This is a genomic window from Stenotrophomonas sp. S39 (assembly GCF_016624665.1).
Classification (GTDB): domain Bacteria; phylum Pseudomonadota; class Gammaproteobacteria; order Xanthomonadales; family Xanthomonadaceae; genus Stenotrophomonas.
Genome location: NZ_JACVTT010000029.1, coordinates 1 through 26,681 on the forward strand (window position 1 = coordinate 1; position 26,681 = coordinate 26,681).

General features: G+C 64.5%; 21 protein-coding genes. 2 read left to right on the forward strand and 19 right to left on the reverse strand.

The window, feature by feature from the left end; genetic code table 11:
- Positions 1 to 1,849: 1,849 nt before the first annotated feature.
- From IAE41_RS09715 to IAE41_RS09725, 3 genes are read right to left on the reverse strand one after another with little or no spacing between them, the layout of a single operon-like run.
- Positions 1,850 to 2,794: an AAA family ATPase gene (locus IAE41_RS09715; protein ID WP_200732976.1), complete on the reverse strand. Its 945-nt coding sequence runs from the start codon at positions 2,792 to 2,794 to the stop codon at positions 1,850 to 1,852.
- Positions 2,781 to 4,811: a hypothetical protein gene (locus IAE41_RS09720; RefSeq protein WP_200732977.1), complete on the reverse strand. Its 2,031-nt coding sequence runs from the start codon at positions 4,809 to 4,811 to the stop codon at positions 2,781 to 2,783. Before IAE41_RS09720 ends, IAE41_RS09715 begins: the two co-directional genes overlap by 14 nt.
- The gene (locus IAE41_RS09725) at positions 4,808 to 5,485 is read right to left on the reverse strand and encodes a hypothetical protein (RefSeq protein WP_200732978.1); all 678 of its coding nucleotides are present in this window, start codon (positions 5,483 to 5,485) and stop codon (positions 4,808 to 4,810) included. The genes IAE41_RS09720 and IAE41_RS09725 overlap by 4 nt, the downstream gene beginning before the upstream one ends.
- Positions 5,486 to 6,017: 532 nt before the next feature.
- Between IAE41_RS09725 and IAE41_RS09730 the strand changes: the two genes are divergently transcribed.
- Entirely contained in the window at positions 6,018 to 6,866 is an 849-nt protein-coding gene (locus tag IAE41_RS09730) for a hypothetical protein (protein ID WP_200732979.1), read from the forward strand.
- A 223-nt stretch (positions 6,867 to 7,089) separates the two neighbouring features.
- Here IAE41_RS09730 and IAE41_RS09735 read toward each other — a convergent pair whose 3' ends face one another.
- From IAE41_RS09735 to IAE41_RS09810, 16 genes are all read right to left on the reverse strand, one after another.
- Positions 7,090 to 7,416 carry a hypothetical protein gene (locus IAE41_RS09735; RefSeq protein ID WP_200732980.1) on the reverse strand — a complete coding sequence of 109 codons (327 nt, stop codon included), beginning with the start codon at positions 7,414 to 7,416 and terminating at the stop codon, positions 7,090 to 7,092.
- Between the two features lie 47 nt (positions 7,417 to 7,463).
- Complete coding sequence (locus tag IAE41_RS09740) at positions 7,464 to 7,694, reverse strand: hypothetical protein (RefSeq protein WP_200732981.1); 231 nt, start codon at positions 7,692 to 7,694, stop codon at positions 7,464 to 7,466.
- Positions 7,695 to 7,780: 86 nt separating this feature from the next.
- Positions 7,781 to 8,536: a SapC family protein gene (locus IAE41_RS09745; protein WP_200732982.1), complete on the reverse strand. Its 756-nt coding sequence runs from the start codon at positions 8,534 to 8,536 to the stop codon at positions 7,781 to 7,783.
- A 111-nt stretch (positions 8,537 to 8,647) separates the two neighbouring features.
- A complete protein-coding gene (locus IAE41_RS09750) occupies positions 8,648 to 8,920 on the reverse strand; it encodes a hypothetical protein (protein ID WP_079221882.1) in 273 nt (90 codons plus the stop codon).
- A gap of 290 nt (positions 8,921 to 9,210) precedes the next feature.
- Positions 9,211 to 11,247: an elongation factor G gene (gene fusA / locus IAE41_RS09755; protein WP_200732983.1), complete on the reverse strand. Its 2,037-nt coding sequence runs from the start codon at positions 11,245 to 11,247 to the stop codon at positions 9,211 to 9,213.
- A 439-nt stretch (positions 11,248 to 11,686) separates the two neighbouring features.
- Complete coding sequence (locus IAE41_RS09760) at positions 11,687 to 12,436, reverse strand: hypothetical protein (protein ID WP_234458408.1); 750 nt, start codon at positions 12,434 to 12,436, stop codon at positions 11,687 to 11,689.
- A gap of 68 nt (positions 12,437 to 12,504) precedes the next feature.
- Positions 12,505 to 13,266: a heme ABC transporter ATP-binding protein gene (locus IAE41_RS09765; protein ID WP_200732985.1), complete on the reverse strand. Its 762-nt coding sequence runs from the start codon at positions 13,264 to 13,266 to the stop codon at positions 12,505 to 12,507.
- Complete coding sequence (locus IAE41_RS09770) at positions 13,263 to 14,306, reverse strand: iron ABC transporter permease (protein WP_079221878.1); 1,044 nt, start codon at positions 14,304 to 14,306, stop codon at positions 13,263 to 13,265. The genes IAE41_RS09765 and IAE41_RS09770 overlap by 4 nt, the downstream gene beginning before the upstream one ends.
- A complete protein-coding gene (locus tag IAE41_RS09775; RefSeq protein WP_200732986.1) occupies positions 14,303 to 15,349 on the reverse strand; it encodes an ABC transporter substrate-binding protein in 1,047 nt (348 codons plus the stop codon). The genes IAE41_RS09770 and IAE41_RS09775 overlap by 4 nt, the downstream gene beginning before the upstream one ends.
- A 53-nt stretch (positions 15,350 to 15,402) precedes the next feature.
- Positions 15,403 to 16,782 (reverse strand): YncE family protein, encoded by a 1,380-nt coding sequence (locus IAE41_RS09780; RefSeq protein WP_200732987.1) that lies wholly within the window; start codon positions 16,780 to 16,782, stop codon positions 15,403 to 15,405.
- 121 nt (positions 16,783 to 16,903) lie between these two features.
- Positions 16,904 to 17,914, reverse strand: a complete 1,011-nt coding sequence (locus tag IAE41_RS09785) for an alpha/beta hydrolase-fold protein (protein WP_200732988.1) — start codon at positions 17,912 to 17,914, stop codon at positions 16,904 to 16,906.
- A gap of 175 nt (positions 17,915 to 18,089) precedes the next feature.
- The gene (locus tag IAE41_RS09790) at positions 18,090 to 18,482 is read right to left on the reverse strand and encodes a DUF805 domain-containing protein (protein WP_108759964.1); all 393 of its coding nucleotides are present in this window, start codon (positions 18,480 to 18,482) and stop codon (positions 18,090 to 18,092) included.
- A gap of 194 nt (positions 18,483 to 18,676) precedes the next feature.
- The gene (locus tag IAE41_RS09795) at positions 18,677 to 19,954 is read right to left on the reverse strand and encodes a replication-associated recombination protein A (protein WP_234458414.1); all 1,278 of its coding nucleotides are present in this window, start codon (positions 19,952 to 19,954) and stop codon (positions 18,677 to 18,679) included.
- A gap of 374 nt (positions 19,955 to 20,328) precedes the next feature.
- Positions 20,329 to 20,967 carry an outer membrane lipoprotein chaperone LolA gene (lolA, locus tag IAE41_RS09800; RefSeq protein WP_079221872.1) on the reverse strand — a complete coding sequence of 213 codons (639 nt, stop codon included), beginning with the start codon at positions 20,965 to 20,967 and terminating at the stop codon, positions 20,329 to 20,331.
- Positions 20,968 to 21,078: 111 nt separating this feature from the next.
- Positions 21,079 to 23,016 carry a DUF3857 domain-containing protein gene (locus IAE41_RS09805; protein WP_200732989.1) on the reverse strand — a complete coding sequence of 646 codons (1,938 nt, stop codon included), beginning with the start codon at positions 23,014 to 23,016 and terminating at the stop codon, positions 21,079 to 21,081.
- Between the two features lie 36 nt (positions 23,017 to 23,052).
- Positions 23,053 to 25,413: a DNA translocase FtsK gene (locus IAE41_RS09810; protein ID WP_200732990.1), complete on the reverse strand. Its 2,361-nt coding sequence runs from the start codon at positions 25,411 to 25,413 to the stop codon at positions 23,053 to 23,055.
- A 233-nt stretch (positions 25,414 to 25,646) separates the two neighbouring features.
- Here IAE41_RS09810 and trxB point away from each other — a divergent pair, with 233 nt between their 5' ends.
- Positions 25,647 to 26,618: a thioredoxin-disulfide reductase gene (gene trxB / locus IAE41_RS09815; protein WP_200732991.1), complete on the forward strand. Its 972-nt coding sequence runs from the start codon at positions 25,647 to 25,649 to the stop codon at positions 26,616 to 26,618.
- Positions 26,619 to 26,681 lie beyond the last annotated feature (63 nt).

Here is a 26,681-nt window from a genome sequence, read left to right on the forward strand (position 1 = left end):
CCGCCACCCCCTCTCCCACTCTATCCCCCACGGAACGAACCAACCCGACGAAGAAGACATTCAAACACCGGGGGGAGCGGACACTAGGAGAGGCCGCGCCCCCGAAGCGTGATGACCCTATCCAGCCAATCAAATCCTGCCCACCGCAACGGATCACTACGCTCCATATCACCTATCCGACTTGCGTCATCCCCCGCAGGAACAAGAACACGTCGTTGACAACCGATCATGGCCAAAGTGCGGAGCATTTGGGCTCTGCTTCGATCCCGGTCGGCGCCAACCGCCAGGCGCTCGGCCACGGCTTCATCGTAGCGACGCTGGAGGAAGCGTTTGAGCTTCGGTATGCAGGAAGCACCGTCCAAGCAGGGCCTAGATGTGAAATCAGAGGCATCGATAGAGGCATAGACCCATCGCCCATCGATCTCCAACGGCTTCAAACGGCATCCACCCGTAGCGCCCCAGTTTCCAGACACGTCTCTGAGGCTCCAAAGCGCCTGCCTGGCCTCACTTAGATCTATCAGGCCCTGCCTATGGCTATTAAGGACTTCTGCGCATGCACGAATGCAGAAGTTCAGCTCGGATCTGGACAGCAGGAACAGTGCAGCGTTCCCACCCACCTCGCTCTGCATGAGCTCACATTGCCAAGCGCCCTCGGAATTCCTTTGCATCATCGAGAGCACGTCCTCGCAAAGCATTCTCCAGATCCAAAAGCCCGCACCTACTGGACAGCAGTGAACCAGCTCAGCAATTGAGTCGGCCTGCAAGAAAAGCAGAGACTCACCAAACATAAGCCACGGCAAGTCTATGCATACATGCTTTGATGCATCCTCAAGATGAGCTAGCGCAACCCTCCGAAAGGCAGTGGCGACAACGCCAATGAGCGGCAGGCAAGTGTCGGCCCCGCAACCTTGGCTGCGTTCTGTTCCGCTTGAACCTTGCAGATCCCAGTTTGTGCCCGCCAGGTCCTGGTCCGTCACCCTCTTCAAGGATCCGTCGCAGACCCCAATGCTCTTCAGTCGGATATCAAACCGCGGATCGACATCACGGCGCATGCAGTCCGGCACAGGAAGGTGCTGAAGACTGATCGCACAGGCGTCAGCAAAATGCGATGCCTGCCATGCGCCCGAAATCTGCACTTTCGAAGCCTGTGCAGCAACGAGTGAAAGCCAACCAGACATCTGTTCAACAATGCCTGGCAAGCGACGGAACTCTTCACGCCTCGCCACGGGAACGCAGCCGGAGGAACCAATTAGAGAGTGTCCGCATACACATGTGAAAGATGCTTGAGACGACCGATATGCGACTTGGCTCGACGTACCGCAGCGAACGCAGGCAGATAGGAGTGGCACGAGGTGCACCGGGCACTTAACAAGAGCGGTGTGCTGATGGATCCAAAGGTGCACACCAAGCGAAATACACTGCGTGCAGAACCGAAGAACAGGTGAGTGCCACAAGTCGGGCACCCCATCCTTCTGATCAACCTCTGCCTTCACCATGGAGTCAAGTAGTGTCCCTTGGCTGGTCACAGGGAGACAGGAAACATCATGCAGACTTCTGGCCCAGTAATCAGGCAGTCCGAACATCACCATGCGAGGGCGGCGACCACCCTGCTGCCCGCCGCCCCCCACGTAGCTAGCGAGCAGAGAGCTCGGCGCTAAGTGCCTCCACCATGCTGCCTTACTAAAAAGCGAGTAAGCACTCTCTCCGAGCACCTCACTGTCGATGCGCCAGGGCGCGTAGACCTTCACTCTCGCACTCCTATCTCCGCGTGAATGCTCTGGTGGGATCGCTACTTTGCACAAGCTACTTATGCCGACTTGAGCAACGATCGCCACCGATTGCCGCTTACCTACGCATTACGGTACGCGGCGAGGAAAGTGGCTGAGATGAGCTGAGGTTCAACCCCCATCCCCTCCATATCCTTGTCCTTGAGCGCAACGCACAGCATGGCGAGAAATGACCCAATCGTCGCCATTGGAAGACCATTCTCCAGATGACTTCCAGGCAATTTTCCAATTGCACTCCACACGTCATCTTTAAGCTGCTCGAATCGAAATCCTGCGCGATAGGCGCGCGGAAAGAGGAACTCCGTGTAGACCAGCGCCCTGCCCTCAACTGTCCATCTGCAGCTGTCAATAGAGCTCATGATTACGCCAATATCATCGATACTCTTCACGCCGCGAAACTGAAACAAGCGACTCATGAACCTCGCGGATAGATCAGACCTTCCTTTCGTCGCCAGTTCCACTTTCGTTTCCGACAGCTCCTTCTGCCCAAACAGAACCGTGGTCACATCAACGTCAGCTCGCACAAGGTGGTTGATGACCCTCTTGATCCAGCGGAAATGTTGATGCTTCATTTCCTGAGCCTCGTCTATTAAGAGAAAAATGTGCCGCTCATTCCCGGAGAGCGATAAAAGTGAGCGATGAACTTGCTCTCGCTTTCCAGCAATGGACTTGGCAATGCCATCCCCACCGCTGAGAGCAATCATAATCGTCTCAAGCATGCGCCCCTCGGATGGCGCGAGGTCGTCATCCCCGAACTCCAGAGTCAGCACCCCCGACCCGGGAAATTTTCCTGCCAATTCAGCCTCAAGCGCTTTAATGCAAGACGACTTACCAAACAGGGGGAGCGCGACGAAAGCAATCGATGCGCGAGACCTCGTCGCAGCAAGCATCACCCTAGCGATCGCATCTTTCATGGTCCGCGTTTGAAGGACCGCGCTTGCCTTGATTAAGGGATGGTGACTCCAGTAGCGCCCCCTCAATATTTCAATCTCCTCAATCTCCATCATTCTCGAACCCCAGAACAGATGTGAATTTGTAATCGAGGTACTCATCGGGCGCCATGCGCTCGACATCATCTGACTCAACCAGTTCGTCCTCTCTGGGGCGTGATGCCTTAAGGTCGCCTTCGAGCCCCAACTCCCCTGAGAAGGCACTCTTCCTGGGCGCAGTCCCCGCCAACTCTGAAGTCGCGGCAAAAGTGGACAGCAGGCGTTTGCCGGGCTTCGACGCTTTCGTTGCCGTCTCGCAAGCAATCAGTACAACTTCGTTGAACTTAGCAACTGCAGATTCACCATATTCAACGCGGAGCTGCCCACTAGCTATGAGAGAGTTGATGTGCGAACGCGCGTCGAGCGAGTGTTCGTGTTTGGCCCATCCCCCCATCACTTTGCAGGTGTCGATGAAGCGCCCGGAGTAATAGTCGAAGACTTCGATGGACCTGATGTCCTTGCGAACGACGTGGAGGCGAACGCGCTTGCCAATGAGGTCGAAGTTCTTAGACAGCTCAAAACCCGTATAGGACTCTTTCTTGAATGTGAAATATGGACGCCGCCCCGTCTTCTTGTTACCTCGCACTGAAACGGAGTAGACGGACTCATTCAAGCCGGCCAGGTGCGCAGGAAGCGGCGGCAGCACCGGAAACATGAACCCCATCCCATCCTGATCGTCGCAACCCGCCTCCAGCCTCCCCATCGGCGAATCGCCATAGTTGGATTTGCCTTGATGGGTGTTGTACTCACTAATCACATCGTCAACGAACCGCAGCAGTCCTTCTAGTGGAATGCGAGCTTGACCAGCAGCCTTTTCAGGAGATTGGCGCTGTGGATCGACCGGACTGACGCCGGTTGTAAGCGGAATCCTTCGGAAACCACGCTTTTCAAGCTGCCCGAACACGTTCTCCACCAGAGACCTGCGCTCGAAGCGCGCCTTTGGCCCGAAGTTCACGTCGCAACCAACAATTTTCTTGGCTCTTTCGATTACATCGTGGGAAAGGTGAGCAAGCGCATTGTCCAGGAGGAGTGCATCAAACCCGCACCACTCAAAGGTCTCTGATAGCTCGCGCGGCAGCTTGGCGACTGATGAACGAGAAAGGCCGTCCACGTCACAAGAGGGCGCACCGCCACCCACTGCCGCGTTCAGCGCGTCCAGCACATCTCCGGAGTTGGCCTCGCGCCGCAGGACAACGGCGTACCCGAGCACAACCTTGAAGAACCTCTCAACGACGAGGACGATCGTGATCCGCTCCATGGGCAACCATCGGAGTCCCTCTGGCGATGGGACACCGATCGCGCCAATGAATCCACACTTATGTTCGTCAAGTTCAACAATGTCAAAAGGTCTAGTACATGCAAGCCGACCCTGGTGTCCTGTTGACGTATTGGCCCTAGCCCTTGCTTTCGATCCGTACTGCGTTGAGACGATCTGATCGTAATTCTCGTTTATGAACTTATTGCAGTACCTGCGGATCGACTCCCTGCCTTGGTACTTCGTCGTGAACGGCCACGAGGAACCAGGTATGCCGGCGTCCTTGCAGAGCTCAAGAAACTTCCCGTGAACGCTGGCAGCGCAGATCGCTGCCTCATACCCCACCTTCCTCATTGCACAGCCAATGAGGAAATCATCGAGCCCGGCTCGGACAGCTGGGTAGCGACTCAGCACACTACCCAGCGCGCCCGTTAGCCCGCCCTGTGCCATCCTTCCCGATCTGACCAAGGGCGCGTGCCGCTCGGGCGTGCTCAGTCGGCGGTGTGGCAGCAGACCTTGCCACCCAACTGCTCGCCCGAATGAATCCAGTCCGGTACAACGGCGAAATGCCCTAAGGACAGTTGCCCTATAGACGCCGAATTGCTCCAGGGAGGGGTCATGTGGCTCGCCATCGATGTAGGCTTTGACAGCCTTCGTCAGTAGATTGACCCTCGCACTTGCGAGCTCATCCAGGCCATCCAGCGAGATGTCGGCCCAGCTTTCATACGAGACGCGCTCTACCGGCGTGTTAGCCCTTGTCCAGCGGAATGTGTCGCTCATGACCCCTCTTCCAGATGAAGCTTGGTCGCCATTGACCAAGGGGCCACATCCAAGTCGGAACAGATCTCTCGCCTGCGCAGCAGCGCAGCGACCGTGCCTCGAAGAACTGCCGGATTGACATCAACCAATCGGAAAGCAAGCTCTCTCATGGAAACCGCCCTGGCGCTTCCCAACTCCAACAGAATCCTGCGCTCCACAACTGGGCTGACACCAACAAGCAGCCGACGAATGCACGCAACTATCCGCGGCCAGTTCTCCACGCGCTGCGCGTTCGCATCAATCGTGTAGCCACTAATGTGCACCAGCCCTGAGCCTGCCCCGATGTGCTGGGTTGCGGGAGAGCACCCCTTGGGGTCGAGATAGAGCTCAAACTTCTTGCCTTCATAGCTAACCGCGCTGGCAAAGTGTCGAGGCTCACCCTGCACAGATGGTGCCGAGCTTGCGGGCGAGCCAGACCACCATGGCTCGGCATAGTCGATGCGCACGAAGGAGTGCTCGCCTTCGATCAGATAGAAGGCCTGTCTCTGGAAGTCACTACTGAGCGCCAAATCTCGACTTGCGAACGGCGGCCTGATTAGCCAGATGTTCGCACCGGCTTCTCCCCGTGCCTGAATAGCGGACGAAACACGATCACGCTGAGCTTGTCGCGGTGACTTCTGCTGAACCCTAGGCATCGCCCCTCCTGTCGAGGTTCAGGAGGACTTCCCGCGCGGCGCCAGGCATATGGACGAAACACGCCATTGACACCCCGCAGCGGGGCGTCTAGCCTCTGCATCGCAACACACGGGCAGACCCCCGTTCCAACAGCCAGTCCTTGCCGGGACTGGCTGTTTTTCGTTGCAAATGAAACAAATTTTTGACTGCTTGCTTGAAGCGTAATCACTGGGCCAGAATCTGTCTCGATCGGATATTTTTTTTATCCGTCCTGGACCGATACCTATGGGCAGAAGACTGCTAGGAGCCGGTGAGCGGGTCGGGCCACGTATCTGGGCCCGATATCTGAAGGCGCGCTTTGCCTGCCCTGGGCTTGCGCAACTGAATGCGCAGCTCGCACTGCCCATTGTCCCGTTCGAGACATTTCACTTCGGGCATGAGCCCCCGCCCCTACCCCTACGCCTAGCCCCAAAGTTCTTTGAGAGCGCCTACGAGTTGGGCAGGTCGCCTGATGGCACGTACTGGCCTGAGCTCCACTCGCCCGACGGCCTTGTGAAGTTCAACCTGTTTGAACGCGTCGCATCGCGGGCCCCGGAGTCATCCAAGTGGCTTCTCAATGACATTTCCCCCTATTTGGGAGACGTATGCCCCCAGATCGAGGTAAGCCGGAAGGTGGTGAATGACGGGCTAAGCGAAATCGGGGCGTTCGCACTCTCTGTACCAGCGGTAGCGGCCCTTTTCCTTTTGGATCAGAGCGGCCTAGGCGATGCCGCAGCCGCTACAGTCTTTTCACTACTCACCCCATTGCCCCAGTGCCTAGCACTGACATTAGGGCTCTATCACATCGCTGTCTGGCACTCGGCACATCACGGCTATACGCCGGCAGTTGGCGACCTAAGCGATGCTTGCGCGGACGCGGCGTGCTCGTTCAGAAATGGCCTGATCTCACTCGGCCTGGATGACGCCGAGGAGCTGGGAGGACAGCTGATTTCCGAGCTAAGAAGGGGCTGCTATCTGATATCGAGCGAAGGAGTTCGATCAATGCGCAGCCCGGGGCTGCCCCCGCCGATTGAGATAGGGATCCGCTTGGTGTTAGTTGAAGACACGACCCGCACTAGGCAGGCAGCCAAGCACTTGGATGCGCTCGGCCAGATCGTTCTCGAAAGGGCCTACCCCTACCAAGTCCAAGACGCCTTCTATTCTTCTGGCCTGACAACCACGGAAGCTATCGACGCGATATTTGTCGGCTGCGGCGACGTGGTCGGAAGAACGACCTCCATGTGGGATGACGAACTGAACCGTCTATCTTCGGCACTAGCTAGCCGAACGCCGGAGAGCAACCCTCGGCTTGACGTGGCGAAATCAGGGCAAGTCAATCAACCAGTGTTCGCGCGGCCATGACTCTCGGTGGGACTAGTCGCCAGAGCTTCAGCCCGCCAACCCATGGAGCACCCCAAGGCCGACTGGAGTCGCCGCTGAAAACCCACCCAGAAAAGTAACAACTTTAGTTGGAGTGCAATTTATGTATCAAATATAGTTGGAGGATTGCGCAGTCCAAAGTGCTACTTCTTTCCTGCGCCCGGTCGTAACCTATTGTTTTCAAACATCCCGCCAAGTAACACTTTTAGTTGGGTCGGCTCTTGATGTCGAACCACATCATCCCTTCGATGAGGCCCTGTGGTCGGTACATCAGCGGACCGCGAACACCGACGCGCTTTCCGTCCCAACGTCGCGGCTGCTTCAACACGTCCCCAGGCAACGCCAGATCAAAGCAACGTCCGTCATCCAGCCGGATGGATCCCAGCGTTCGGCCACCTGGGATGATCTCCATGACGCCGGCTGCCTCGATCTGATCTTCAGCCGACGCCTTCTGGGCGTGCCCGGGCACAGCCCAGCCATTCGCAAGCACCAGCACACACGCCGCCACGAACCAACGGATTGGAACAGACATGCTGCCTCCTCGTGAGCCTTCCAGTCGCTCGACCGTGATGCGTCACGTTAATAGCCGAAAATCTCTTGAAATCTGAGCGCCCAACCAGGGCCTTGGCCCTCAGAATTCAACGCCCACGCCGCATCGCCAACGCCAGCGCGCTTGGCGATGATCGCAAAATCCGTACAGGTCCGTTTGCCACTGTGCCAGGCATCGCCCAGCACGCTGCCGGCCCGGGAATCGCAGCCGATGCGTATTTGCTTGAATGGCCAGGTGGCAAAACACACGCCCTGCGCCATCAGGATCGCCGCGCACCACGTGGATGCGCGACGGTGCCGAAGCACTATCCGGCGCGGCAGGCGGGCTGCCGCGCCAGAGGACCAACTCAGGCGGCGTCGCGCTCGGCCTGGCGGCGGGTCAGATCGTTGAAGCGACCCAGCGACATCAGGTGCTGGTGGATCAGCGCCAGCCAGCCGCTGCGGTGCCACTCAACCACCGTGGCTTCCGGCAGTGCGACGAACTTCTCCACGTCCACCACGAAGAAGCCGTTGAGGTTGAACTCACGGCCGTCGGGCAGGCGGATGGTGGCGTTGCGCTCGACCAGCAGGTCGGCATCCAGCAGTGCCTTGGAGAAGCTCTGGGTCTGCGCGTGCTCGCGGGTGTACTGGCCGCAGAAATCCAGGGCCTGCTGGACGATGTCGGCAGCCTTGCCGTCCACGAACAGCGGCTGGCCTTCATCGCCACCACGCGCAATGCGCGGGCTGTCTTCGTCGATGCCCAGCAGGAAGTCATTGCCCTCGCCCGTATCGATGAAGATGAAGGGGTGGCGGCGCAGGTAGGCCGGGATGTAGGTGTCGTCCGCCCACAGGCCATCGGTGATGAACAGGTTGTCGGTGGTCACGCCCACGGCTGCCATCGGCACGGCGGTCGGGCCAGCGAACAGAATCGGGAAATGGTGCAGTGCCAGCGAGAATTCGCCGAGCACCAGCGGGATCGAGTTGCTGCTGGCAGCGAACTCCAGCTTGCCCGGCAGGATGCGCACGTCAGCGTGCCGGTCGGCCTGCAGCGGCACCGGACGGGTGTAGAACAGGGGTGCGCCGCTCGGTGCAGCTTCGGTGGTGGTGTCGCTGGTGGTGGTCATCGTCAAAGCCATGTCGAACATGCACGCCTGCCATCCCGGGCGCGCCAGCGGGAACAACCTGAACCCCGCATTATCAACAAGCCGGGTGACAAGAGCCACCCCGACGAAGATTTATTTCAGCTGCAGCGGATAGCGCTGCCACAGCACATGGACCAGGAAGCCGGCCAGCTCGGTGTCGCGGGCGCTGACCGCCGCGCGGATCTTGTCCAGCAGCACCATGTCGCTGCACGAGCGGACATCGGCGTGGTTGGCCTGCCCTGCCCTGCGCGCACGGTAGCGCGCAGCGCGCTGCGCATCGCTCATCGCGTACCCGAACTTGGGCGGCCGGCCGCGCTTGCGCGGCAAGGTCAGCTCCAGGGTTCCGGGGTCATTGTCATCACGCATGGCGGGTGCGGTCGGCGGCAAATCAACTGGGGGTGCGCAATTTATCGTGAGGCATCACTTTAATCCAGCTTTTTCTGCAGTTTTGTTGCAGTGCGGCGCGAGCCGACGCGCGTAATGACGGACACATCCGATCCACGCATGGCGTGGATCTACCATCCCATTGTAGATCCATGCCATGCATGGATACGCATCGCACCTGCAGATACCAGTAGATCCACGCCGTGCGTGGATGCGCACGACACCTGCAGACAAAAAAAGGGAGCCCGCGAACGGGCTCCCTGCTCCACTCATCATGCAGCGCGCACGGGCTCGTAGCCGTGCAGGTGTGCTTCGCTGCTGGCGCGGCCCTGGCTGAGCGAGCGCAGCGAGGTGGTGTAACCCACCAGGTTGGCCAACGGTGCGAAACCACTGACTTCGGCGCGACCGTCCTGGTCGTCGATGCGTGCGATGCGGCCCTGGCGACGGTTGAGGTCGCCCACCACATCACCCACCGAGGCCAACGGCGAATGCACCGTCACTGCCATCACCGGTTCCAGCAGCTGCGTACCGCCCGCCGCCAGCGCCGCCTTGATCGCCTCGCCACCGGCGCGATGGAAGGCCATTTCCGAGGAATCCTTGGCGTGGGTTTCCCCATCCACCAGGCTTATCTCGATGCCCACCACCGGATGTCCCTGCGGCCCGGTCGTCAGCGCCGCACGCACACCCTTTTCCACCGCAGCGATGAAGCTGCGCGGCACCACGCCGCCGACGATGCGGTCGTTGAACACGACCTGGTCGTCCTCGCGCGGCACCACGTCCAGCACCACACGCGCAAACTGGCCCTGGCCGCCGTTCTGCTTGGACACCCGGCCAACCGCACCGGGCACCGCGCGCAACGGCGTTTCCTGGTAGGCCACGCGCGGCGCGCCAACGCCGACGTCGACCTTCCACTCGCTGCGCAGGCGCTCGACCATCACTTCCAGGTGCAGCTCGCCCATGCCCCAGACCAGGGTTTCACCACTGTCGCGCTCGGTTTCCACCTTGAACGACGGGTCTTCCTGGGCCAGGCTGGCCAGGCCCTGCGCCATGCGGATCAGGTCGGCCGCGCGTGCCGGCTCCAGCCGCCAGGCCAGCACCGGCGCCTGCGACTGGATGCTTTCCAGGCGCAACGGCTGCCCTCGCCCGCTCAGCGTTTCACCGCTGACGGCATCCTTCCAGCCCAGCACCGCAACGATGTCACCGGCCACGGCCTGCTCGATGTCGTGGGTCTGGTCGGCCTGCACGCGTACCAGGCGGCTGACGCGGCGCCCTTGCGGGTGCTGCGAGCTGGCAATGGCGTCACCTACCTTCAAGGTGCCCGAGTACAACCGCACGAAGCTCAGCGCACCGTGCTGCTGGTGGGTGATCTTGAACAGCAGGTCCGCCAGCGGACCTTCCGGATCCGGCGGCAGCGACACCTCGCCCTGTTCCGCTTCGGCAGTGACGGCCGGGCGGTCCAGCGGCGACGGCAGGTAATCGACCACTGCGTCCAGCAGCGTTTCGATGCCCTTGTCCTTGAACGCTGCGCCCGCCAGCACCGGCACGCCGGCGCCCGCCAACGTGGCCCGGCGGATGGCCGCGCGCAGCATCGCCGCATCGATCACGCCGCCTTCCAGCCACGCCGTGGCCAGCACGTCGTCATGGTCGGCCACCGCCTCGATGAGCGCCTGCCGCTGTGCCTGCCATTGCCCGCGCTCGTCCTCACCCCAGGGGGTGATGGACGCCGCAGCGCCGTCCTGCCAACGCAGCACGCGTTCGTCGACCAGGTCGACCCAGCCATGGAAGTCGCTTTCGCTGCCCAGCGGCACGCCCAGCGCCCACGGACGCGCCTGCAGCTTGTCCTGCAGCTGCTCCAGCACGCGCTCGAACGACGCGCCGACGCGGTCCATCTTGTTGACGAAGGCGATGAGCGGCACGCGATGCCGGCGGGCTTGGCGCCACACCGTTTCCGACTGCGGCTGCACGCCATCCACGGCCGAGAACACGGCCACCGCACCGTCGAGCACGCGCAGCGAACGCTCGACTTCAATGGCGAAGTCGATGTGGCCAGGGGTGTCGATCAGGGTCAGCCGATGCGGCGGCAGGTCGCGCGGCGCCCACTGCGCCTGCACGGCCGCAGCGCCGATGGTGATGCCACGTTCGCGCTCGATCGCCGAGAAATCGGTGGTCGCGTTGCCGTCATGTACTTCGCCGACGCGATGGATCTCGCCGCTTTTCCACAACAGGCGTTCGGTCAGCGTGGTTTTGCCAGCGTCGATGTGGGCAATGATGCCGAGGTTGCGACGGCGGGAAAGGACTTGGGTGTTCATGAGAAAGGTTCCTGCAAAGCCAACTTCAGGGGCCGCGCACCCCGGTTGGCGACAGGGCGCGCGGCTAGCGTTCGGTCTCGGCGATCTGGTGCATGGCACGTTCTCCTTGGTGTATCTGGTGAAAACAATGGGATGGGTAGAGTCGACCGTTGGTCGACTGCCAGGGCAGAAATCAATCGACCAACGGTCGACACTACCGAGGCCGCAACGCCCCAAACGAAAAGAGCGCCCCGAAGGGCGCTCTGTGGATGGTCCATCGATGGTCGTATCAACGGCCCCGTGGCACTCCAGGCAGACACGCCCGTTCCGCGCTAGCGCGGGTCAGGGTGAAAAACTTCAGGAGCGGCATCCGGTTCATGGGGCGCATTCTAGACCTGTCATTCTGGCGCGCAAGTGAATATTGCGCGTACAGATGGAACGATGAAGCTTGCCGAGGCTGTTACTCGCAGCCGTTGATCCGCCGCGCCTCGCCCACCGTCGCGGCATGGTCGCCGGTCACCGACACCCAATCCTTCAGCGAGTAATCGGCATCCACCTCGCCACGCCTGGGCGTGTCGTGGATCGTGATTTCCGTCCAGCTGCCCACCGCACCCAGCTCGGCCAGGCGCGCCGCCTGGTCCTCATCGGTGCTGAAGGTGTCGCCCGGCTTGGACGGCTTGGCGTTGTTCACCGTTGCGGTCTTCAGCGCCCGCACGCGCAGTGCGCCATTGGGCATGCGCTGGCTGATCACATCGTAGCGTTCAATGCCGTAGGCCCAGCTGCGCTCGGCCTGGCGGCGCACTTCGCGGCCATCATCGGCCACTTCAATCGAGCCATCCACCAGCCCGCCAACCGCGGCAATGCCGCCGTAGCCGGCCATCATGGCCTGGTAGCCGACCATCTGCCGCTTCTCCAGCGGCAGCTCGCTGGCTGCAGGCTTCATGCCCGGCAGCTTGAGGTACGCCGACTTCTTGCAGAGCAGCAGCACGCGCTGGTCCGCCCAGGCCATCATCATCGCGCCACCCGCGTAGTAGTGCGTGGTGAACAGGTCAGGGGCGGCACCCGGGCCTTGTGCATGACGCGTTTCGATTGACGTGGCCTGGTCGGCCGCCTTTTCGATCGACACCGTGCGGGTGGTTGCAGCGTGGGCGGAACACGCCGCTGCAACCATGGAAACCAGCAGTGCGGTGCGCGGGAAGTGATGCTTCATGGGGGTCATTCCGTTGAAAAAACGAACCGCCAATGATACGTCGCCGCGCAGCGCGACGCTTTACTGCATCAGGTCACCACCACCAGCGGCACCCCACGCCGAGGATGTTCAAGCACCACGACATCCTGCTGGTACACGCGCTGCAGGTTTGCTTCCGTCAGCACCTGCAGCGGCGTGCCATCGGCCGCCACCCTGCCCTGCTCCAGCAGCACGATGCGATCGGCATAGCCAGCCGCAAGATTGAGGTCGTGCAGCACGACGATCACGCACGCGCCCGCTTCGGCGCACGCGCGCACGCTGCGCAACGTGCGCTCCTGGTGGCGCAGATCGAGCGCGGCCGTCGGCTCATCCAGCAGCAGCAACGGCGTGTCCTGCGCCAGCACGCGCGCGAACGTGGTGCGCGCCGATTCGCCACCGGACAGCTGCTGCACCTCGCGCAGGCGCAATGCCTGCAACTCGGCGGCGTCGATGGCCGCCTCCACCCGCGCATCGTCCGCTGCGGGATCCGGCGGATGCGGCAGGCGCCCCATTGCCACCACTTCTTCAACACTGAAGGCGAAGCGCACGCCGTGTTCCTGCGGCATCACCGCACGCTCGCGCGCCAAAGGACCGGCCTTGTAGCTGCGCAAGGGTGCGCCGTGCAGCTGCACCTCGCCCACGTCCGGGCGCAGGTCGCCCGCGGCCACGGCCAGCAGGGTCGACTTGCCGGCGCCATTGGGGCCAACCAGCGCCGTCACCGTACCCGGCGCGAACGCCAGGGTGATGCCACGCAGGATCTCGCGCTGCTGGCGGCGCACCACCACATCGCGCAACTGCAGGAAATCGCTCATGGCGTGTCCTTGCGGCGCTGCTGCAGCACCAGCCACAGGAAGAACGGTGCGCCCAGCGCGGCCGAGAACAGGCCCAGCGGAATCTCCGCCGGCGGATCCAGCGTGCGCGCGGCGGTATCGGCGATGACGATCAGCAAGGCGCCCAACACGCCCGACACCGGCAGCAGCCAGCGATGGCCGGGGCCGACCAGCAGGCGTGCCACGTGTGGCACCACCAGGCCCACGAAGCTGATCGAGCCGGCGAAGGCCACCGCCGCACCCACCAGCAGCGCGCTGAACGCCACCAGCCTGCGTCGCGTGGCCGCAACATCCAGGCCCAGATGCTGGGCCTGGCGCTCACCCAGCGCCAGCATGTCCAGCGGCGTCGCCAGCCGCAGCAGCGCGAACACGCCAATGGCGAACAGCGGCAACACCGCCGCCACATCCGACCAGTTGGCCTGCGCCAGCGAGCCCATCTGCCAGAACACCAGCGATTGCAGCTCGCTCTCGCTGGCGATGTAAGTGAGGAAGCCGATCAGCGCCGAGCAGAACGCGGCCATCGCAATGCCCACCAGCAACAACGTTGCATTGCCGCTGCCCTTCCCCGGCCGCGCCAACGCATACGTCAGGCCGATGGCCAGTGCGCCACCGGCGAAAGCGGCCACCGGCACCAGCCAGCCCGCCGCGCCTGCCGCCCCCAGGACGATCGCCGCTACAGCGCCCAGCGCCGCGCCCTGGCTGACGCCGACGATGCCGGGGTCGGCCAGCGGATTGCCGAACAATCCCTGCAGGCTTGCACCGGCCATCGCCAACGCCGCCCCCACCATGGCCCCCAGCAGGGCGCGCGGAATGCGCAGCTGCCACACCACGGCGAGGTCGCGGCGGCTGACCGCCTGCGGATCGACCAGGCCCAGCTTCACCCCCAGGGCCTGCAGAACATCCAGAGGCGGCAGGCGCAGCGGCCCCATCGCGAACGACGCCAGCACCGCGCCCAGCAGGGCCAGCAGTGCCACCAGCAGCATCACCCGCCCGCGACGACGGCGCCGATCAGCCGGACTCATGCCGGCGGAAGCGCCGCCAGGGCCTTGGCCAGGGCCAGCGCCCCGGCACCGGTGCCGACGCTGGTGTACTTCAACTGCACATCCGGCATCACCCAGACCCGGTTGGCCGCGCCGGCCGGGGTCTGCTTCAGGGTCGGATAGGCCTTCCACAGGCCCTCGGCGCCGCCAAACTGCTGCAGATCATGCTCGGTCACCAGGATCACCTCCGGTGCGGCGGCGATGACGCCCTCGTTGCTCAGCTGCGAGTAGTTCTTGACCCCTGCCTCGCTGCCGATGTTGACGCCGCCCGCCAGGGCGATCATCTCGGCCGAGGCGCTGTCTGCGCCCGCCACGGTCGGCGCGCCGCCACCGCCGGTGGCCGACACATGGATCACGCGCGGTGCGTGCCCCAGGCCCTTGCCCAGCGTCGCCGCCTCATCCAGCTGGCGCTGCACCTGGTTGGCCAGGGTCTGCCCGGCTTCGGCCAGGCCGACGGCCGCGGCCACCTTGCGCACCTTGTCCGGCGCCGGCTGCAGGTCGTCGATGACCACGACCGACTCGCCCACTTCGCGCAGCTTGCCGGCCAGCACGGTGTGACGGCGCAGGCTGTTGCCCAGGAACAGCGAGCCATGCAGGCTCACCACGCCCTCCACGCCGGTGGTGCGGTTGAACAGGAACTGGTGCGGCGCGGCCTGGCCGGCCTTCGTGGTGGTGTTGGTCGGCGCAGCGAACACCTGCTTGCCCAGGCCGAGCGCCTCCAGCACGGCAATCACATCGTCGCCGCCGGCGATGATGCGGCTGGTGTCCGTCACCTCGGCATCAGCCCCGTCGTCGGAACGCACCTTGGCCGGCAGCACCGGCACCTGGCCGGTCAGTGCCGGCAGGTCGCTACCCGCCACGCGCTGCCAGCCGGCAGGCAGCTCGGCGGCCGTGGCCTGGGCTTCGGTGGCGGCCGGTGCGGCATCGGTCGCTGCAGGTGGCGCGGACGTGCCGCCACAGGCGGCGAGCGCCAGCGAAACGGCCAACGGAAGCGCGCACAGGCGCAGGCGGGAAGCGATGGTCATGCGGAATCTCCTTGCTGGCCGGGCGAAGGCACTGCCCCCGCCCGGCACGTGGGTTACGGCTGGCGCGGGGTGATGCGGGTGATGCGGTCGCCCTTGGCGTCGTCGGCGCCGCGCGACTTGTTCACCGCGAACACGCTGCCCTTGCCATCGGCGCGCACATGGTTGGGGAAGGTGCCACCATCGAGGTTGCCGACCACCTTGCCAGCGCGATCGACAACAGTCACGGTGCCAGCGCCGCGGTTGGTGACATAGGCCAGGCCGCTCTTGTCATCGAAGGCGACGTTCAGCGCACCGGCACCCACCGGCACGTCGTGCACGACCTTGCCGCTGGCCACATCGACGATCAGCAGGTTGTCGGTGCCCTGCGAGGCGACGTACAAACGGTTCTGCTGCGCATCGAAGGCCACGCCCGACGCACTGATCGAGTTGCCCAGGTCGATGATCTTGTCGACTTCGCCGCTGGCCACGTCGATCACCGCGGCTTCGGGGGTGCCGATGCTGACGGTGAACAGCTTGCCGGCCTTTTCGTCCAGCACCAGGCTCATCGGGGTGAACTTGCCCTCGTCCACGCCCGATTCCAGGGTGATCGACGGCAGCTCCTTCAGCGTCCTGGCATCGAACACCGACAGGTGGTCTTCGCCGGTGGCCGAAGCAAACACCTTGCCGTGGGTGCCATCGACCACGACGTCGCGCGCGTGTGGCACGGTATCGACCGGGAACTGGTGGACCAGCGACAGATCCTTCTGGCGGTACACCGCGATCGAGTTCTGGCGGGTGTTGGTGACCCAGACGTTGCCGTTGGTGTCATCCACGCCCACGCCATAGACCGCGTAGACCGCGCCGTTGGTGGTGCCGGCCACCTGTGCCGGGGTGATCGCCTTGGTCACCTTCAGCGTCTTCGGGTCCAGCTTCAGCAACTGCGACTGGGTGACCGGCGGACGGCCGACGGCCGAGGTGACGAACACGGCATTGCTGGCCGCGCTGTAGGCCGACTGGTACAGGCCCGGCACCAGCTTGTTGGACTGGGTGGCAAACTGCTGCTGGCCCGACAGCGGCAGCTGCGGCGAGACGCGCAGCTTCAGCACCGTGGCGGCCGACGGCTGGCTGGCACGCACCACCACCGGATGGGTGCCCGGGACGGCATCGGCCGGGATGGCAAGCTGGGTCTTGAAGTTGCCATCGGCATCGACCACCAGCGGCTGCGCGTTGAGCACGCTGTCACCGCGCACCAGGCTGACCTGCTGGCCCGGCACGAAGCCGCGGCCGATGACCTCGGCGGTGCTGCCCGGCACGACATTCTCGCCGCGCGAGATCACCGTGCCGTTGAAGGTGGCACTGGCGGGCTGATCGAACACCGGCTGGGCGGTGGCGGTGACCGCCAGCAGCAGGCCGGCGGCCAGGGAGGTCAGGCGGAGGGACGGACGAAACGACATGGAAGGCTCCTTGCACACGTAGGCCGCGCCACGTGGCGCGGGATTCATCGGTTGCCTGGGCCGCTGCACATCGGCAGTCACGCCTGGGTAGTGGGGGTGCACGGCCAGGCCGTGCGGAAGATCACTCTGCAGCGTTGGCGGGCGCCGGCGCCTTGCCGTCATCCACGCTGCGGTCGGTCACGCCGTACAGCTCATGCAGGGCGGCGTGGAACGAGGCCGGCAGCATCGGGCCATGGCCGAGGCCGGGGAATTCGCGGTACTGCACGCTCAGGCCGGGCACCTTGGCCAGGCGCGAGGACAGCTGCATGGCCGCATCCGGGGTAGCGCCGCCGATGCGACGCAGGTGCGCAACCACGCGCGGGTTGGTCATGTCGCGCTTGCCGCGATCGCCAACCCGCTCGGCACCGCCCAGCATCAGCCACACCTTGGCGGACTGGCCATGCACGTTCTGCACGAACTGCTGCTCCGGGTCGCCGAGGGCGGCACCCTGGCTCCACCACAGCGACGGGCTGGCCGACAGATAACGCTGGAATGCAGCCGGCCGGGTGTACAGCGCATTGAGCACGAACAGGCCGCCCAGCGAGTGGCCCCACAGCGACTGCTGACGGGTGTCGATGTTGGCGCGACGCTCCACTTCCGGCTTGATGCGGCGCTCGATCAGGTCAAGGAACAAATCCGCACCGCCACCGACAGCCTGGGTCGTGCCACCCTCGTCATCGGCGCGGTCGATCCAGGCGGTGTAGTCGCGGGTGCGCGCCGGGGAGTCGATGCGCAGCTCGTTGTCGTAGCCGATCAGCACCAGCACCGGCGGCGCCTTGCTCACGGCCAGCTCGGCCAGCAGCGGCTGGTCCAGCACCATGGCAACGGCGTTGCCATCCAGGGCATACAGCACCGGCGACGGCGTCTTCGAGGCCTTGGCCGGGATCGCCACGTTCACCCGCCAGCGGCGCTGCTGGTCAGGGCTGTTGATCACGAAACGCTCGAAACGGTAGCTGGACGCAGGCTCGTCCAGCACGGTGCGGCCCATCAGCTGCTGCGGATTGCGCTGCTGCGCATGGGCGTAGGGAGCAACCATCAAGACCCCCATCATCAGGGCGGCCAGACAGCCGAAGGAACGTGCGGAAAACATCATGGGCGACGGATGCGGCGGACGCGGCCGCCTCTTCATCAAGGGACCGCAGTCTACCTTAAACGCGAATGATTATCACATCGATCAAACGTCACACTGTGTATCGCGCGCGCGAACCTGGGGCCGCGCGCCAGTGCTAGCGCCGGGCCATGCCCGGCGAATGCGGCGCGGCCGGGATTCAGCCGAATTCCGGCGGTACCGGGCCGTAGCGATTTTCCTCAGGCGTGCCCGGCAACAGCGCGAACACCAGGATGACCAGCCCACCACCGGGCACCAGGGCCAGCAGGTACAGCCAACCCGACTGGTTGCAGTCGTGCAGGCGGCGCACGGTCACGGCGATCAGCGGCAGCAGCGTGGCAAGCCACACCAGGCCCAGCAGGCCCATGAAACCCATGACGATCGCGGCCAGCGCGTCTTCATTGCCGCGCATGATGATGGCCAGCACGCCACCCAGCAGCGAGACGGCCACGGCGACCAGCATCAGGAACAACTGGAACATCCAGTACTCGCGGCGATTGGCGCGGCCCTCGAACTGGGCATAGCGCTTCAACGGCAGAATCAACTGATCCACGGCATCAATCCTTGATGGAGAAGCCGCGCAGTGTGCCAAATGCTGGCGGACGCGACAAATATCGCGCACGCGACACCCGATGCCGCCGGGCATGGCCCGGCGAACGCAACTCGACTGCCGGCATTCCGTAGAGTCGAGCTTGCTCGACTGCCGCACAGGAGCAGTCGAGCAAGCTCGACTCTACAGAAGCGGGGTCAGCGGCCCTTGGCGGCTCTTGCCGCTTCGCGCTCGGCACGCAGCCGGTCCAGCTTTTCCTTCAGCTTGATCTCCAGCCCGCGCGGCACCGGGTTGTAGTACACGCGCTCGCCCATCGCATCCGGGAAGCCGGTCTGGTCCAGCGCAATGCCACCTTCTGCATCGTGGTCGTACTGGTACTCCGCACCGTAGCCGAGCTCCTTCATCAGCTTGGTCGGCGCGTTGCGCAGGTGCAGCGGCACCTCTTCAGTGCCACTTTCGCGCACATCCGCCTTGGCCTGGTTGAAGGCGGCATAGCCGGCGTTCGACTTGGCAGTGCTGGCCAGATAGAGCACCAGCTGGGCGAAGGCAAGCTCGCCCTCCGGGCTGCCCAGGCGCTCGTAGATGTCCCACGCTTCCAGCGCCATGCTCTGCGCGCGCGGGTCGGCCAGGCCGATGTCCTCGATGGCCATGCGGGTCAACCGGCGCGCCAGGTAGGACGGATCACAACCACCATCGAGCATGCGTGTCAGCCAATACAACGCGGCATCGGGGTTGGAGCTGCGCACGGATTTGTGCAGCGCCGAGATCTGGTCGTAGAACTGTTCGCCGCCCTTGTCGAAGCGGCGCGTGCGGTCGGCCAGCACCTGGGTCAGGGTCTGCGGGGTGATACGCCCGCCCTCCCCGCCCGCCAGCTCAGCGGCGATCTCCAGCAGGGTCAGCGCACGGCGCACATCGCCATCGGCAGCGGTGGCGATCTCCAGCAGCAGCTCGGGGGCGACCTCGATGTGTTCTTCGCCGAGGCCGCGTTCGCGATCCCCCAGCGCACGCTCAAGCGCCTCCACGATATCGGTGGGCGAAACGCCTTCCAGCACGTGCACGCGGCAGCGCGACAGCAGCGCCGAGTTCAGCTCGAACGACGGATTTTCGGTGGTGGCACCAACGAACAGGATGGTGCCCCGCTCGATGTGCGGCAGGAACGCATCCTGCTGCGCTTTGTTGAAGCGGTGCACTTCGTCGACGAACAGCACTGTGCGCCGGCCTTCGGCGAAACGCTGCGCGGCCTCGGCCAGCACCTGCCGCACTTCGGGCAGGCCGGAGAGCACGGCCGAGATGGCGCGGAACTCGGCGTCGGAATACTCGGCCAGCAGCAGCGCCAGCGTGGTCTTGCCGCAGCCCGGCGGCCCCCACAGGATCATCGAATGCACGCGACCCGATTCGACCGCACGGCGCAGTGCGCTTTCAGGCGCCAGCAGGCGCTTCTGCCCGACCATTTCGTCGAGGGTGCGCGGGCGCATGCGCTCGGCCAGCGGGCGCAGATGTTCCCGATCGACGCTCAGCAGATCGGGGCCGGGGAATGAAGTGGAACGATGTCTTGGCACGCGCGCATTGTACCGCGCTACCCAACGGTAGCGCCGGGCCCCGCCCGGCGAACCATGTCGGTAGTGCCGGCCGCTGGCCGACAGATCAAAAGCGTGCCAACCAACGGTTGGCACCCACCAGAGCGGTAGGTCGGTAGTGCCGGCCGCTGGCCCCCAGATCAAAAGCGTGCCAACCAACGGTTGGCACCCACCAGAGCGGTGGGCCCGGCGCACCGGTAGTGCCGGCCGCTGGCCGGCAGATCAAAAGCGTGCCAACCAACGGTTGGCACCCACCAGGTCGGCAACCTTGATCAATTACCGATGACGTCGGTGCCCTTCGGCGGGGTGAAGCTGAAGGTGCCGGCGGCGAAGCCCGGGTTGCGCTTCCAGCCACTGAAGGTAATGACGGTGCGCTGGCCGACCGCGTCGGTGATTTCCATCTTGGCCAGGCCCTGCGCGTTGAAGCCCAAGGCGGCGTACTGGAAGCTGGCTTCGGTATCGCGCTTCGGCGACAGCGACAGCCACTGCAGGCCGTCACGCTTGGCGGCCTCTTCGCTCAGGTCGTACTGCTGTTCCAGCAGCGCCGGATTGATCAGCGCGGTCAGCGGGCTGTTCTGCTCTTCCTTGCCCTGCTCGCGCACGGTGGCCTGCTCCAGGTCCGGCTCGTACATCCAGACCTTCTTGCCGTCAGCCACGATCAGCTGCTCATGCGGGCGCACGTATTCCCAGCGGAACAGGCGCGGCGCCGACAGGGCGACGCGGCCGCTGGTCGATTCCTTCACCTTGCCACGGCTGTCGAAGACCTGCTGGCTGAACTGGCCATCCAGGCCCTTCAGGCCACTGGTAAAGGTCTTCAGGTCATCGCGGGCGCCGGCCCAGGCGCTGCCGGCAGCGGCGCAGGCCACGGCCAGGGTGGTGGTGGCGAGGAAACGACGGAAGCGGATGTTCATGCAGGAATCCTGTGGGCGCATGCGCCAGGAAAGTTGGGAGCCAGTGTGCCCGGATGAAGATGAATGGGCGATCAGGGCGACATTATGCCGCCCCGCGCGTGCATCGGCGATTCAGCTGCCGGACGCCGGCAATCTGCCGTACAGCACCTGCCCGCGGAACCCGCGGCGCACCTCGCGGTACAGCGCACGGAACGCCGGGTAATCCTGCGGCTGGCACAGCGCATCGCCCCCCCGCACGGCGTTCTGTTGCAGGCGGTGATGGACGACCACCTCCTGCCCTTGCCGCGTCCAATCCACCCGGTAGTCACCGGCAGCATTGCTGAAATGCTGGCTCTGCGGGATGGCGATGATCGGCACGCTGCCCGGGAACTGCAGGCGGTAGGTTTCTTCGCGCAGGCTGGCGTTGCAGTAGAACGGTGTTTCGTTGGCCGGGGCCGACGCCGTGGCGTACAGCCCGCGCACCGATTCGCCGCCCGGCGGGTCTGGCACGGCCATGCCGCCGGCCACGCTGAAGTCCACGTAGTCTTCGGCCTGGAACGCCATGCGGTAGCCGAACGGATGGGTCAGGTCGACCGGCACGCCCAGCAGCTGCAGCTGGCCGCGCCCATCGAAACCGGAGGCGGCCATGATCGACTCTTCGGCACGTGCCCGGTTCTGCGCGTTGAGCTGGGCGAACTGCGCGCGCATGCCGATTTCGGCGTTGTCGCTCAGCTGCGGCAACGTCTCGCCGCGCAGGTTGCCCTGCGCATCGAAGGTGAAGCGCACGTCCATCGCCGTGGCATTGCGCTGCGGATCGTTGTCCGGCGTGCGCGCCAGGGTGGCGTCACGGGTGCGCAGCACCGGCGCCCCCAGGTCGCCATCGGGCAGCTGGCCGAAGCGCGCCCAGGCACTGGTCGAATCCAGGTACAGATCGAACTCGGGCACATAGGTGATGGCGTGGTTGAAACGGCCCAGCACCGGAATCTTCGGCAGCGTCGGGCCACCCCCGGCACCGATCAGCACCGGCGAACTGGCGATGCCCTTGGCTGCCAGCAGCGCTTCGAGGATCACCACGTGGTCCTTGCAGTCGCCATAGTGGTTGTCGAGGATGCTCTGCGCGCTGTTCGGCTCCAGCCCGCCGTTGCCCAGGTACACCGCCACGTAGCGGATGTTCTGCGCCACCCAGCGATAGAGCGCGTCGGCCTGCGCCTTGCGGTCGACCAGGCCGGCGGTCACTTCATCGGCCAGCGCCTGGATCTGCGGGGTCACCTGCGCGGCCTGGCCGGCCTTGACCTGGTAGGCGCGCCCGACCTGGGCCCAGTCACGGTACGTGCTGGCCATGATGTTCGGGCCGAATTCCCATACCGCCGCCGCCCAGTTCTGCGCCTGCATCGGTTCGCGGCGCTGGTAGCGCCAGCGCCACTGCGACTGGCCGTTCTTCACCGTCGGCGTGTCGCTGCCCTGCACGCCCCGGCTGTCCACATGCATGGGCAGGCTGGCCGGCGCGCTCAGGGTCACTTCGGCATCGTCGTACTGGGTGAACACGTTGAAGGTTTCCCACAGGCCGAAGTAGCCGGGGAAATACGGGGTCTGCTGGGTGCGGCGCACCTGGTAGACCAGGCGCGTGCCCGGCGCCAGGTTCGGGAACACGATCACCCGCACCTTGCGGTCGGCATACATGGCCGCGGCTGCGCTGGAATAGCTTTCCTGGGTGTAGATGCGGTCGGCCGGCACGTCGCGGCGATGGCCGTCGGCGGTCAACGTATAGGCGCTGACCACGTCCAGGGTCTCCATCTTCTCGCTGTAGCTCAGCCGCACCTGGCTGAACTGTTCCACCGCCGCCTTGGTCTTGAGCAGGATCTCGTAGGCTTCGGTCTGCACGTTGCCGGCATCGGGCCGCACCACGTAATCCGCACGGTAGCGGACAAAGCTGAAATTGTTGCTGGCCTCGGCATCACTGCCGACCGACGGTGGCGCGGGTGTCGGCGCCGCGGCCGACGCCCCGGCCAGGGCCGGGCTGGCGGCAAGCAGACAGGCCAGCGCCAGCGCGCAGGGAACGGGTCGGAACATGCGTCGGATCCTTGGACGTCGTAGGCGTGGCAGGTCTTACTTCGGCGGCGGCGGTGCCAGCACCGTGCGGTCGCCATTGTGCTCGGGCGAGCTGACCACGCCGGCCGCTTCCATGGCCTCGATCAGTCGCGCCGCGCGGTTGTAGCCGATCTTCAGCCGGCGCTGCACGCCGGAAATCGAGGCGCGACGGGTCTCGGTGACCACCCGCAGCGCTTCGTCGTACAGCGGATCGGACTCGTCGCCTGCAGCACTGGTTTCCGGCAGGCCGGTCGCACCGACCACCACGCCATCGCCCATCGTCTGCACTTCGTCCAGCACGCCATCGATGTAATCGGCCGGGCCCATCGCCTTGAGGTGCTCGACCACGCGGTGCACTTCATCGTCGGAAACGAAGGCGCCGTGCACGCGCTCGGGCATGGCCGTACCGGGCGGCAAGTACAGCATGTCGCCGTGGCCCAGCAGCGTTTCGGCGCCGGACTGGTCCAGGATGGTGCGCGAATCGATCTTCGAGCTGACCTGGAAGGCGATGCGGGTCGGGATGTTGGCCTTGATCAGGCCGGTGATCACGTCCACCGACGGGCGCTGGGTCGCCAGGATCAGGTGGATGCCGGCCGCACGCGCCTTCTGCGCGAGTCGAGCGATCAGCTCTTCCACCTTCTTGCCGACGATCATCATCATGTCGGCGAATTCGTCGATGAAGATGACCACGAACGGCAGCGTCTCCAGCGGACGCGGGGCCTCGCCCAGTTCCGGGTTCGGCTTGAACAGCGGGTCCATCAGCGGCTGGCCGGCGTCCTGGGCGTCCTTCACCTTCTTGTTGAAGCCGGCCAGGTTGCGCACGCCCACCGCGCTCATCAGCTTGTAGCGGCGCTCCATCTCGGCCACGCACCAGCGCAGGCCGTTGGCGGCCTCCTTCATGTCGGTGACCACCGGCGCCAGCAGGTGCGGGATGCCCTGGTAGACGCTCAGCTCGAGCATCTTCGGGTCGATCATCAGCATGCGCAGGTCTTTCGGCGAGGCCTTGAACAGCAGGCTGAGCACCATGGCGTTGACCGCCACCGACTTGCCCGAACCGGTCGTACCCGCCACCAGCAAATGCGGCATGCGTGCCAGGTCCGCCACGGTGGAGCGGCCGGCGATGTCCTTGCCCAGCGCCAGGGTCAGCACGCTGGCCGACTTGTCGTATTCCTTCGAACGCAGCAGTTCGGAGAGGTAGATCATCTCGCGGGTGACGTTCGGGATTTCCAGGCCGATCACCGACTTGCCCGGAATGACGTCGACCACGCGCACCGACTTCACCGAGAGGCCGCGGGCGATGTCCTTGTCCAGCGAGCTGATCTGGCTGACCTTGATGCCCGGCGCGGGCTCGATCTCGAAGCGGGTGATGACCGGCCCGGGGTTGGCGCCGACCACCTGCGCGTCGATGCGGAAGTCCTTGAGCTTGAACTCGATCTGCCGCGACAGCGCGTCCAGGGTGTCCTTGTCGTAACCCACCGGCTGCGGCTTGGGATCATCCAGCAGCGCCAGCGGCGGCAGGTCCGAGCCGTCGCCATTGACGCCACGGAACATCGGGATCTGCGTGTCGCGCTTGGCCCGGTCGCTCTTCTCGATCACCGGCTCCGGGCGCGGCTCGATCTTCACCGGCTCACGCTTGGCGCGCACTTCGGCGTCGGCCTTGCGCACTTCCTGGCGCTCCTCACGCATGGCGCGGGTCTGCTGCCACTCGGTGGCCTGTTCCTTCTTGCGTTCCAGCAGCGGCGCCAGCGACATCACGCCACGGCCGATCTTCTCCATCACCGCGAACCACGACAGGCCGGTCGCCAGGGTGATCGAGGCCAGCAGCAGCACCAGCACGAACAGGTTGGCGCCCAGCGCGCCGAAGCCCACCGTGAGCGAATTGCCGACCAGTTTGCCGAGGATGCCGCCCGCACTGGACACGTCGCCACTGAACAGCCGCACATGCAGGAAGCCGGTACCGGCGATCAGGAAGCCGACCAGCCCGACCAGGCGCAGGGCCGGATCGAGATCGTTCTCGCCCTTGCTCTCGCGCTTCAGGCCGAACATGGCGATCCACGCCAGCGCGCCAAGCACCACCGGCAACAGGAACGCGATGTAGCCGAACAGCTGCAGCAGCACGTCAGCGATCCACGCGCCGGCACGGCCACCCATGTTGTGCACGGGCGCAACCACGCTGCCCGTGTGCGACCAGCCCGGGTCACTGGCTGAATAGGTGAAAAGGCTGGCCGCCAGATACAGCAGCGCCGGCGCGATGGCGATCAGCCCCAGGTCGCGCCACAGGCGCTGACGACGGGGATTGTCGGTTGTGGCCGCTGCCGCCGAGCGACGCGACGCCTTTTTGTCGTCGGACTTGGAGCGTTCGGGCACCTGCTTCGCCACCTTAGACCATACCTTTGGAATGCGCTGTTAGTGTTTGATAATAAACGACACGGCGTCAGTTTTCAGTCACGGGTGACATCAACGGTGCCGACAGGGGCCAAAACCACCGGTGGGTGACGGCGTTCTGTTCATCGGCTTGAATCACCCCGCCCCAGCCGCCACTCTATGACCTGCCGAGGATGCTGCGCAAACATCGCCAGCGCCTTGTCCCATCTACCTTTTCGCGAGTTTACATGAGCACCAGCCTGCCCTCCCGCCACCAGCGGCTCGTCATCCTCGGTTCCGGCCCGGCCGGTTGGACCGCCGCCGTCTACGCCGCCCGCGCCAACCTGAAGCCGGTCGTCATCACCGGCCTGCAGCAGGGTGGCCAGCTGATGACCACAACCGAGGTGGACAACTGGCCGGGTGACGCCCATGGCCTGATGGGCCCGGACCTGATGGCGCGCATGCAGGCCCACGCCGAGCGCTTCGAGACCGAGGTCATCTTCGACCACATCCACACGGCCGACCTGTCCCAGCGTCCGTTCAAGCTGATCGGCGACAGCCACGAGTACACCTGCGATGCCCTGATCATCTCCACCGGCGCGACGGCCAAGTACCTGGGCATCCCGACCGAAGAGACCTTCAAGGGCCGCGGCGTCTCGGCGTGCGCCACCTGCGACGGCTTCTTCTACCGTGATCAGGACGTGGTCGTGGTCGGCGGCGGCAACACTGCTGTCGAAGAAGCCCTTTACCTGTCCAACATCGCCCGCAAGGTCTACCTGGTCCACCGCCGCGACACCCTGAAGGCGGAAAAGATCATGCAGGACAAGCTGTTCGCCAAGGTGGCCGCCGGCAAGATCGAGACCGTCTGGCACCATCAGGTGGAAGAAGTGCTGGGCAACGACGCCGGCGTCACTGGCGTCCGCGTGAAGTCGACCCTCGACGGCAGCACCCGCGACATCGACGCCCACGGCTTCTTCGTGGCCATCGGCCACCACCCGAACACCCAGCTGTTCGACGGCCAGCTGGCCATGAACAACGGCTACCTGGAAATCCGCTCGGGCCTGGGCGGCAACGCCACCCAGACCTCGGTGGAAGGCGTGTTCGCCGCCGGCGACGTGGCCGACCAGCACTACCGCCAGGCGATCACCTCGGCCGGCTTCGGCTGCATGGCCGCACTGGACGCCGAGCGTTTCCTGGACGCACAGGGCAAGGCCAACTGAGGCTTCAACTTCCTTTCCTGTAGCGTCGAGCCATGCTCGATTGAAGAAAACGGGCGCGGAAGC

Coding starts and splice junctions, on each gene's coding strand:
- IAE41_RS09775 (WP_200732986.1), bottom strand. CDS start 15,349: ATGACCATCGCTTCCCGCCTGCGCCTGTGCGCGCTTCCGTTGGCCGTT.
- fusA (WP_200732983.1), bottom strand. CDS start 11,247: ATGAACACCCAAGTCCTTTCCCGCCGTCGCAACCTCGGCATCATTGCC.
- IAE41_RS09725 (WP_200732978.1), bottom strand. CDS start 5,485: ATGCCTAGGGTTCAGCAGAAGTCACCGCGACAAGCTCAGCGTGATCGT.
- IAE41_RS09740 (WP_200732981.1), bottom strand. CDS start 7,694: ATGGCGCAGGGCGTGTGTTTTGCCACCTGGCCATTCAAGCAAATACGC.
- IAE41_RS09795 (WP_234458414.1), bottom strand. CDS start 19,954: ATGCGCCCGCGCACCCTCGACGAAATGGTCGGGCAGAAGCGCCTGCTG.
- IAE41_RS09715 (WP_200732976.1), bottom strand. CDS start 2,794: ATGATGGAGATTGAGGAGATTGAAATATTGAGGGGGCGCTACTGGAGT.
- IAE41_RS09770 (WP_079221878.1), bottom strand. CDS start 14,306: ATGAGTCCGGCTGATCGGCGCCGTCGTCGCGGGCGGGTGATGCTGCTG.
- lolA (WP_079221872.1), bottom strand. CDS start 20,967: ATGAACATCCGCTTCCGTCGTTTCCTCGCCACCACCACCCTGGCCGTG.
- IAE41_RS09765 (WP_200732985.1), bottom strand. CDS start 13,266: ATGAGCGATTTCCTGCAGTTGCGCGATGTGGTGGTGCGCCGCCAGCAG.
- IAE41_RS09780 (WP_200732987.1), bottom strand. CDS start 16,782: ATGTCGTTTCGTCCGTCCCTCCGCCTGACCTCCCTGGCCGCCGGCCTG.
- IAE41_RS09785 (WP_200732988.1), bottom strand. CDS start 17,914: ATGATGTTTTCCGCACGTTCCTTCGGCTGTCTGGCCGCCCTGATGATG.
- IAE41_RS09750 (WP_079221882.1), bottom strand. CDS start 8,920: ATGCGTGATGACAATGACCCCGGAACCCTGGAGCTGACCTTGCCGCGC.
- IAE41_RS09805 (WP_200732989.1), bottom strand. CDS start 23,016: ATGTTCCGACCCGTTCCCTGCGCGCTGGCGCTGGCCTGTCTGCTTGCC.
- IAE41_RS09720 (WP_200732977.1), bottom strand. CDS start 4,811: ATGAGCGACACATTCCGCTGGACAAGGGCTAACACGCCGGTAGAGCGC.
- trxB (WP_200732991.1), top strand. CDS start 25,647: ATGAGCACCAGCCTGCCCTCCCGCCACCAGCGGCTCGTCATCCTCGGT.
- IAE41_RS09745 (WP_200732982.1), bottom strand. CDS start 8,536: ATGACCACCACCAGCGACACCACCACCGAAGCTGCACCGAGCGGCGCA.
- IAE41_RS09760 (WP_234458408.1), bottom strand. CDS start 12,436: ATGAAGCATCACTTCCCGCGCACCGCACTGCTGGTTTCCATGGTTGCA.
- IAE41_RS09735 (WP_200732980.1), bottom strand. CDS start 7,416: ATGTCTGTTCCAATCCGTTGGTTCGTGGCGGCGTGTGTGCTGGTGCTT.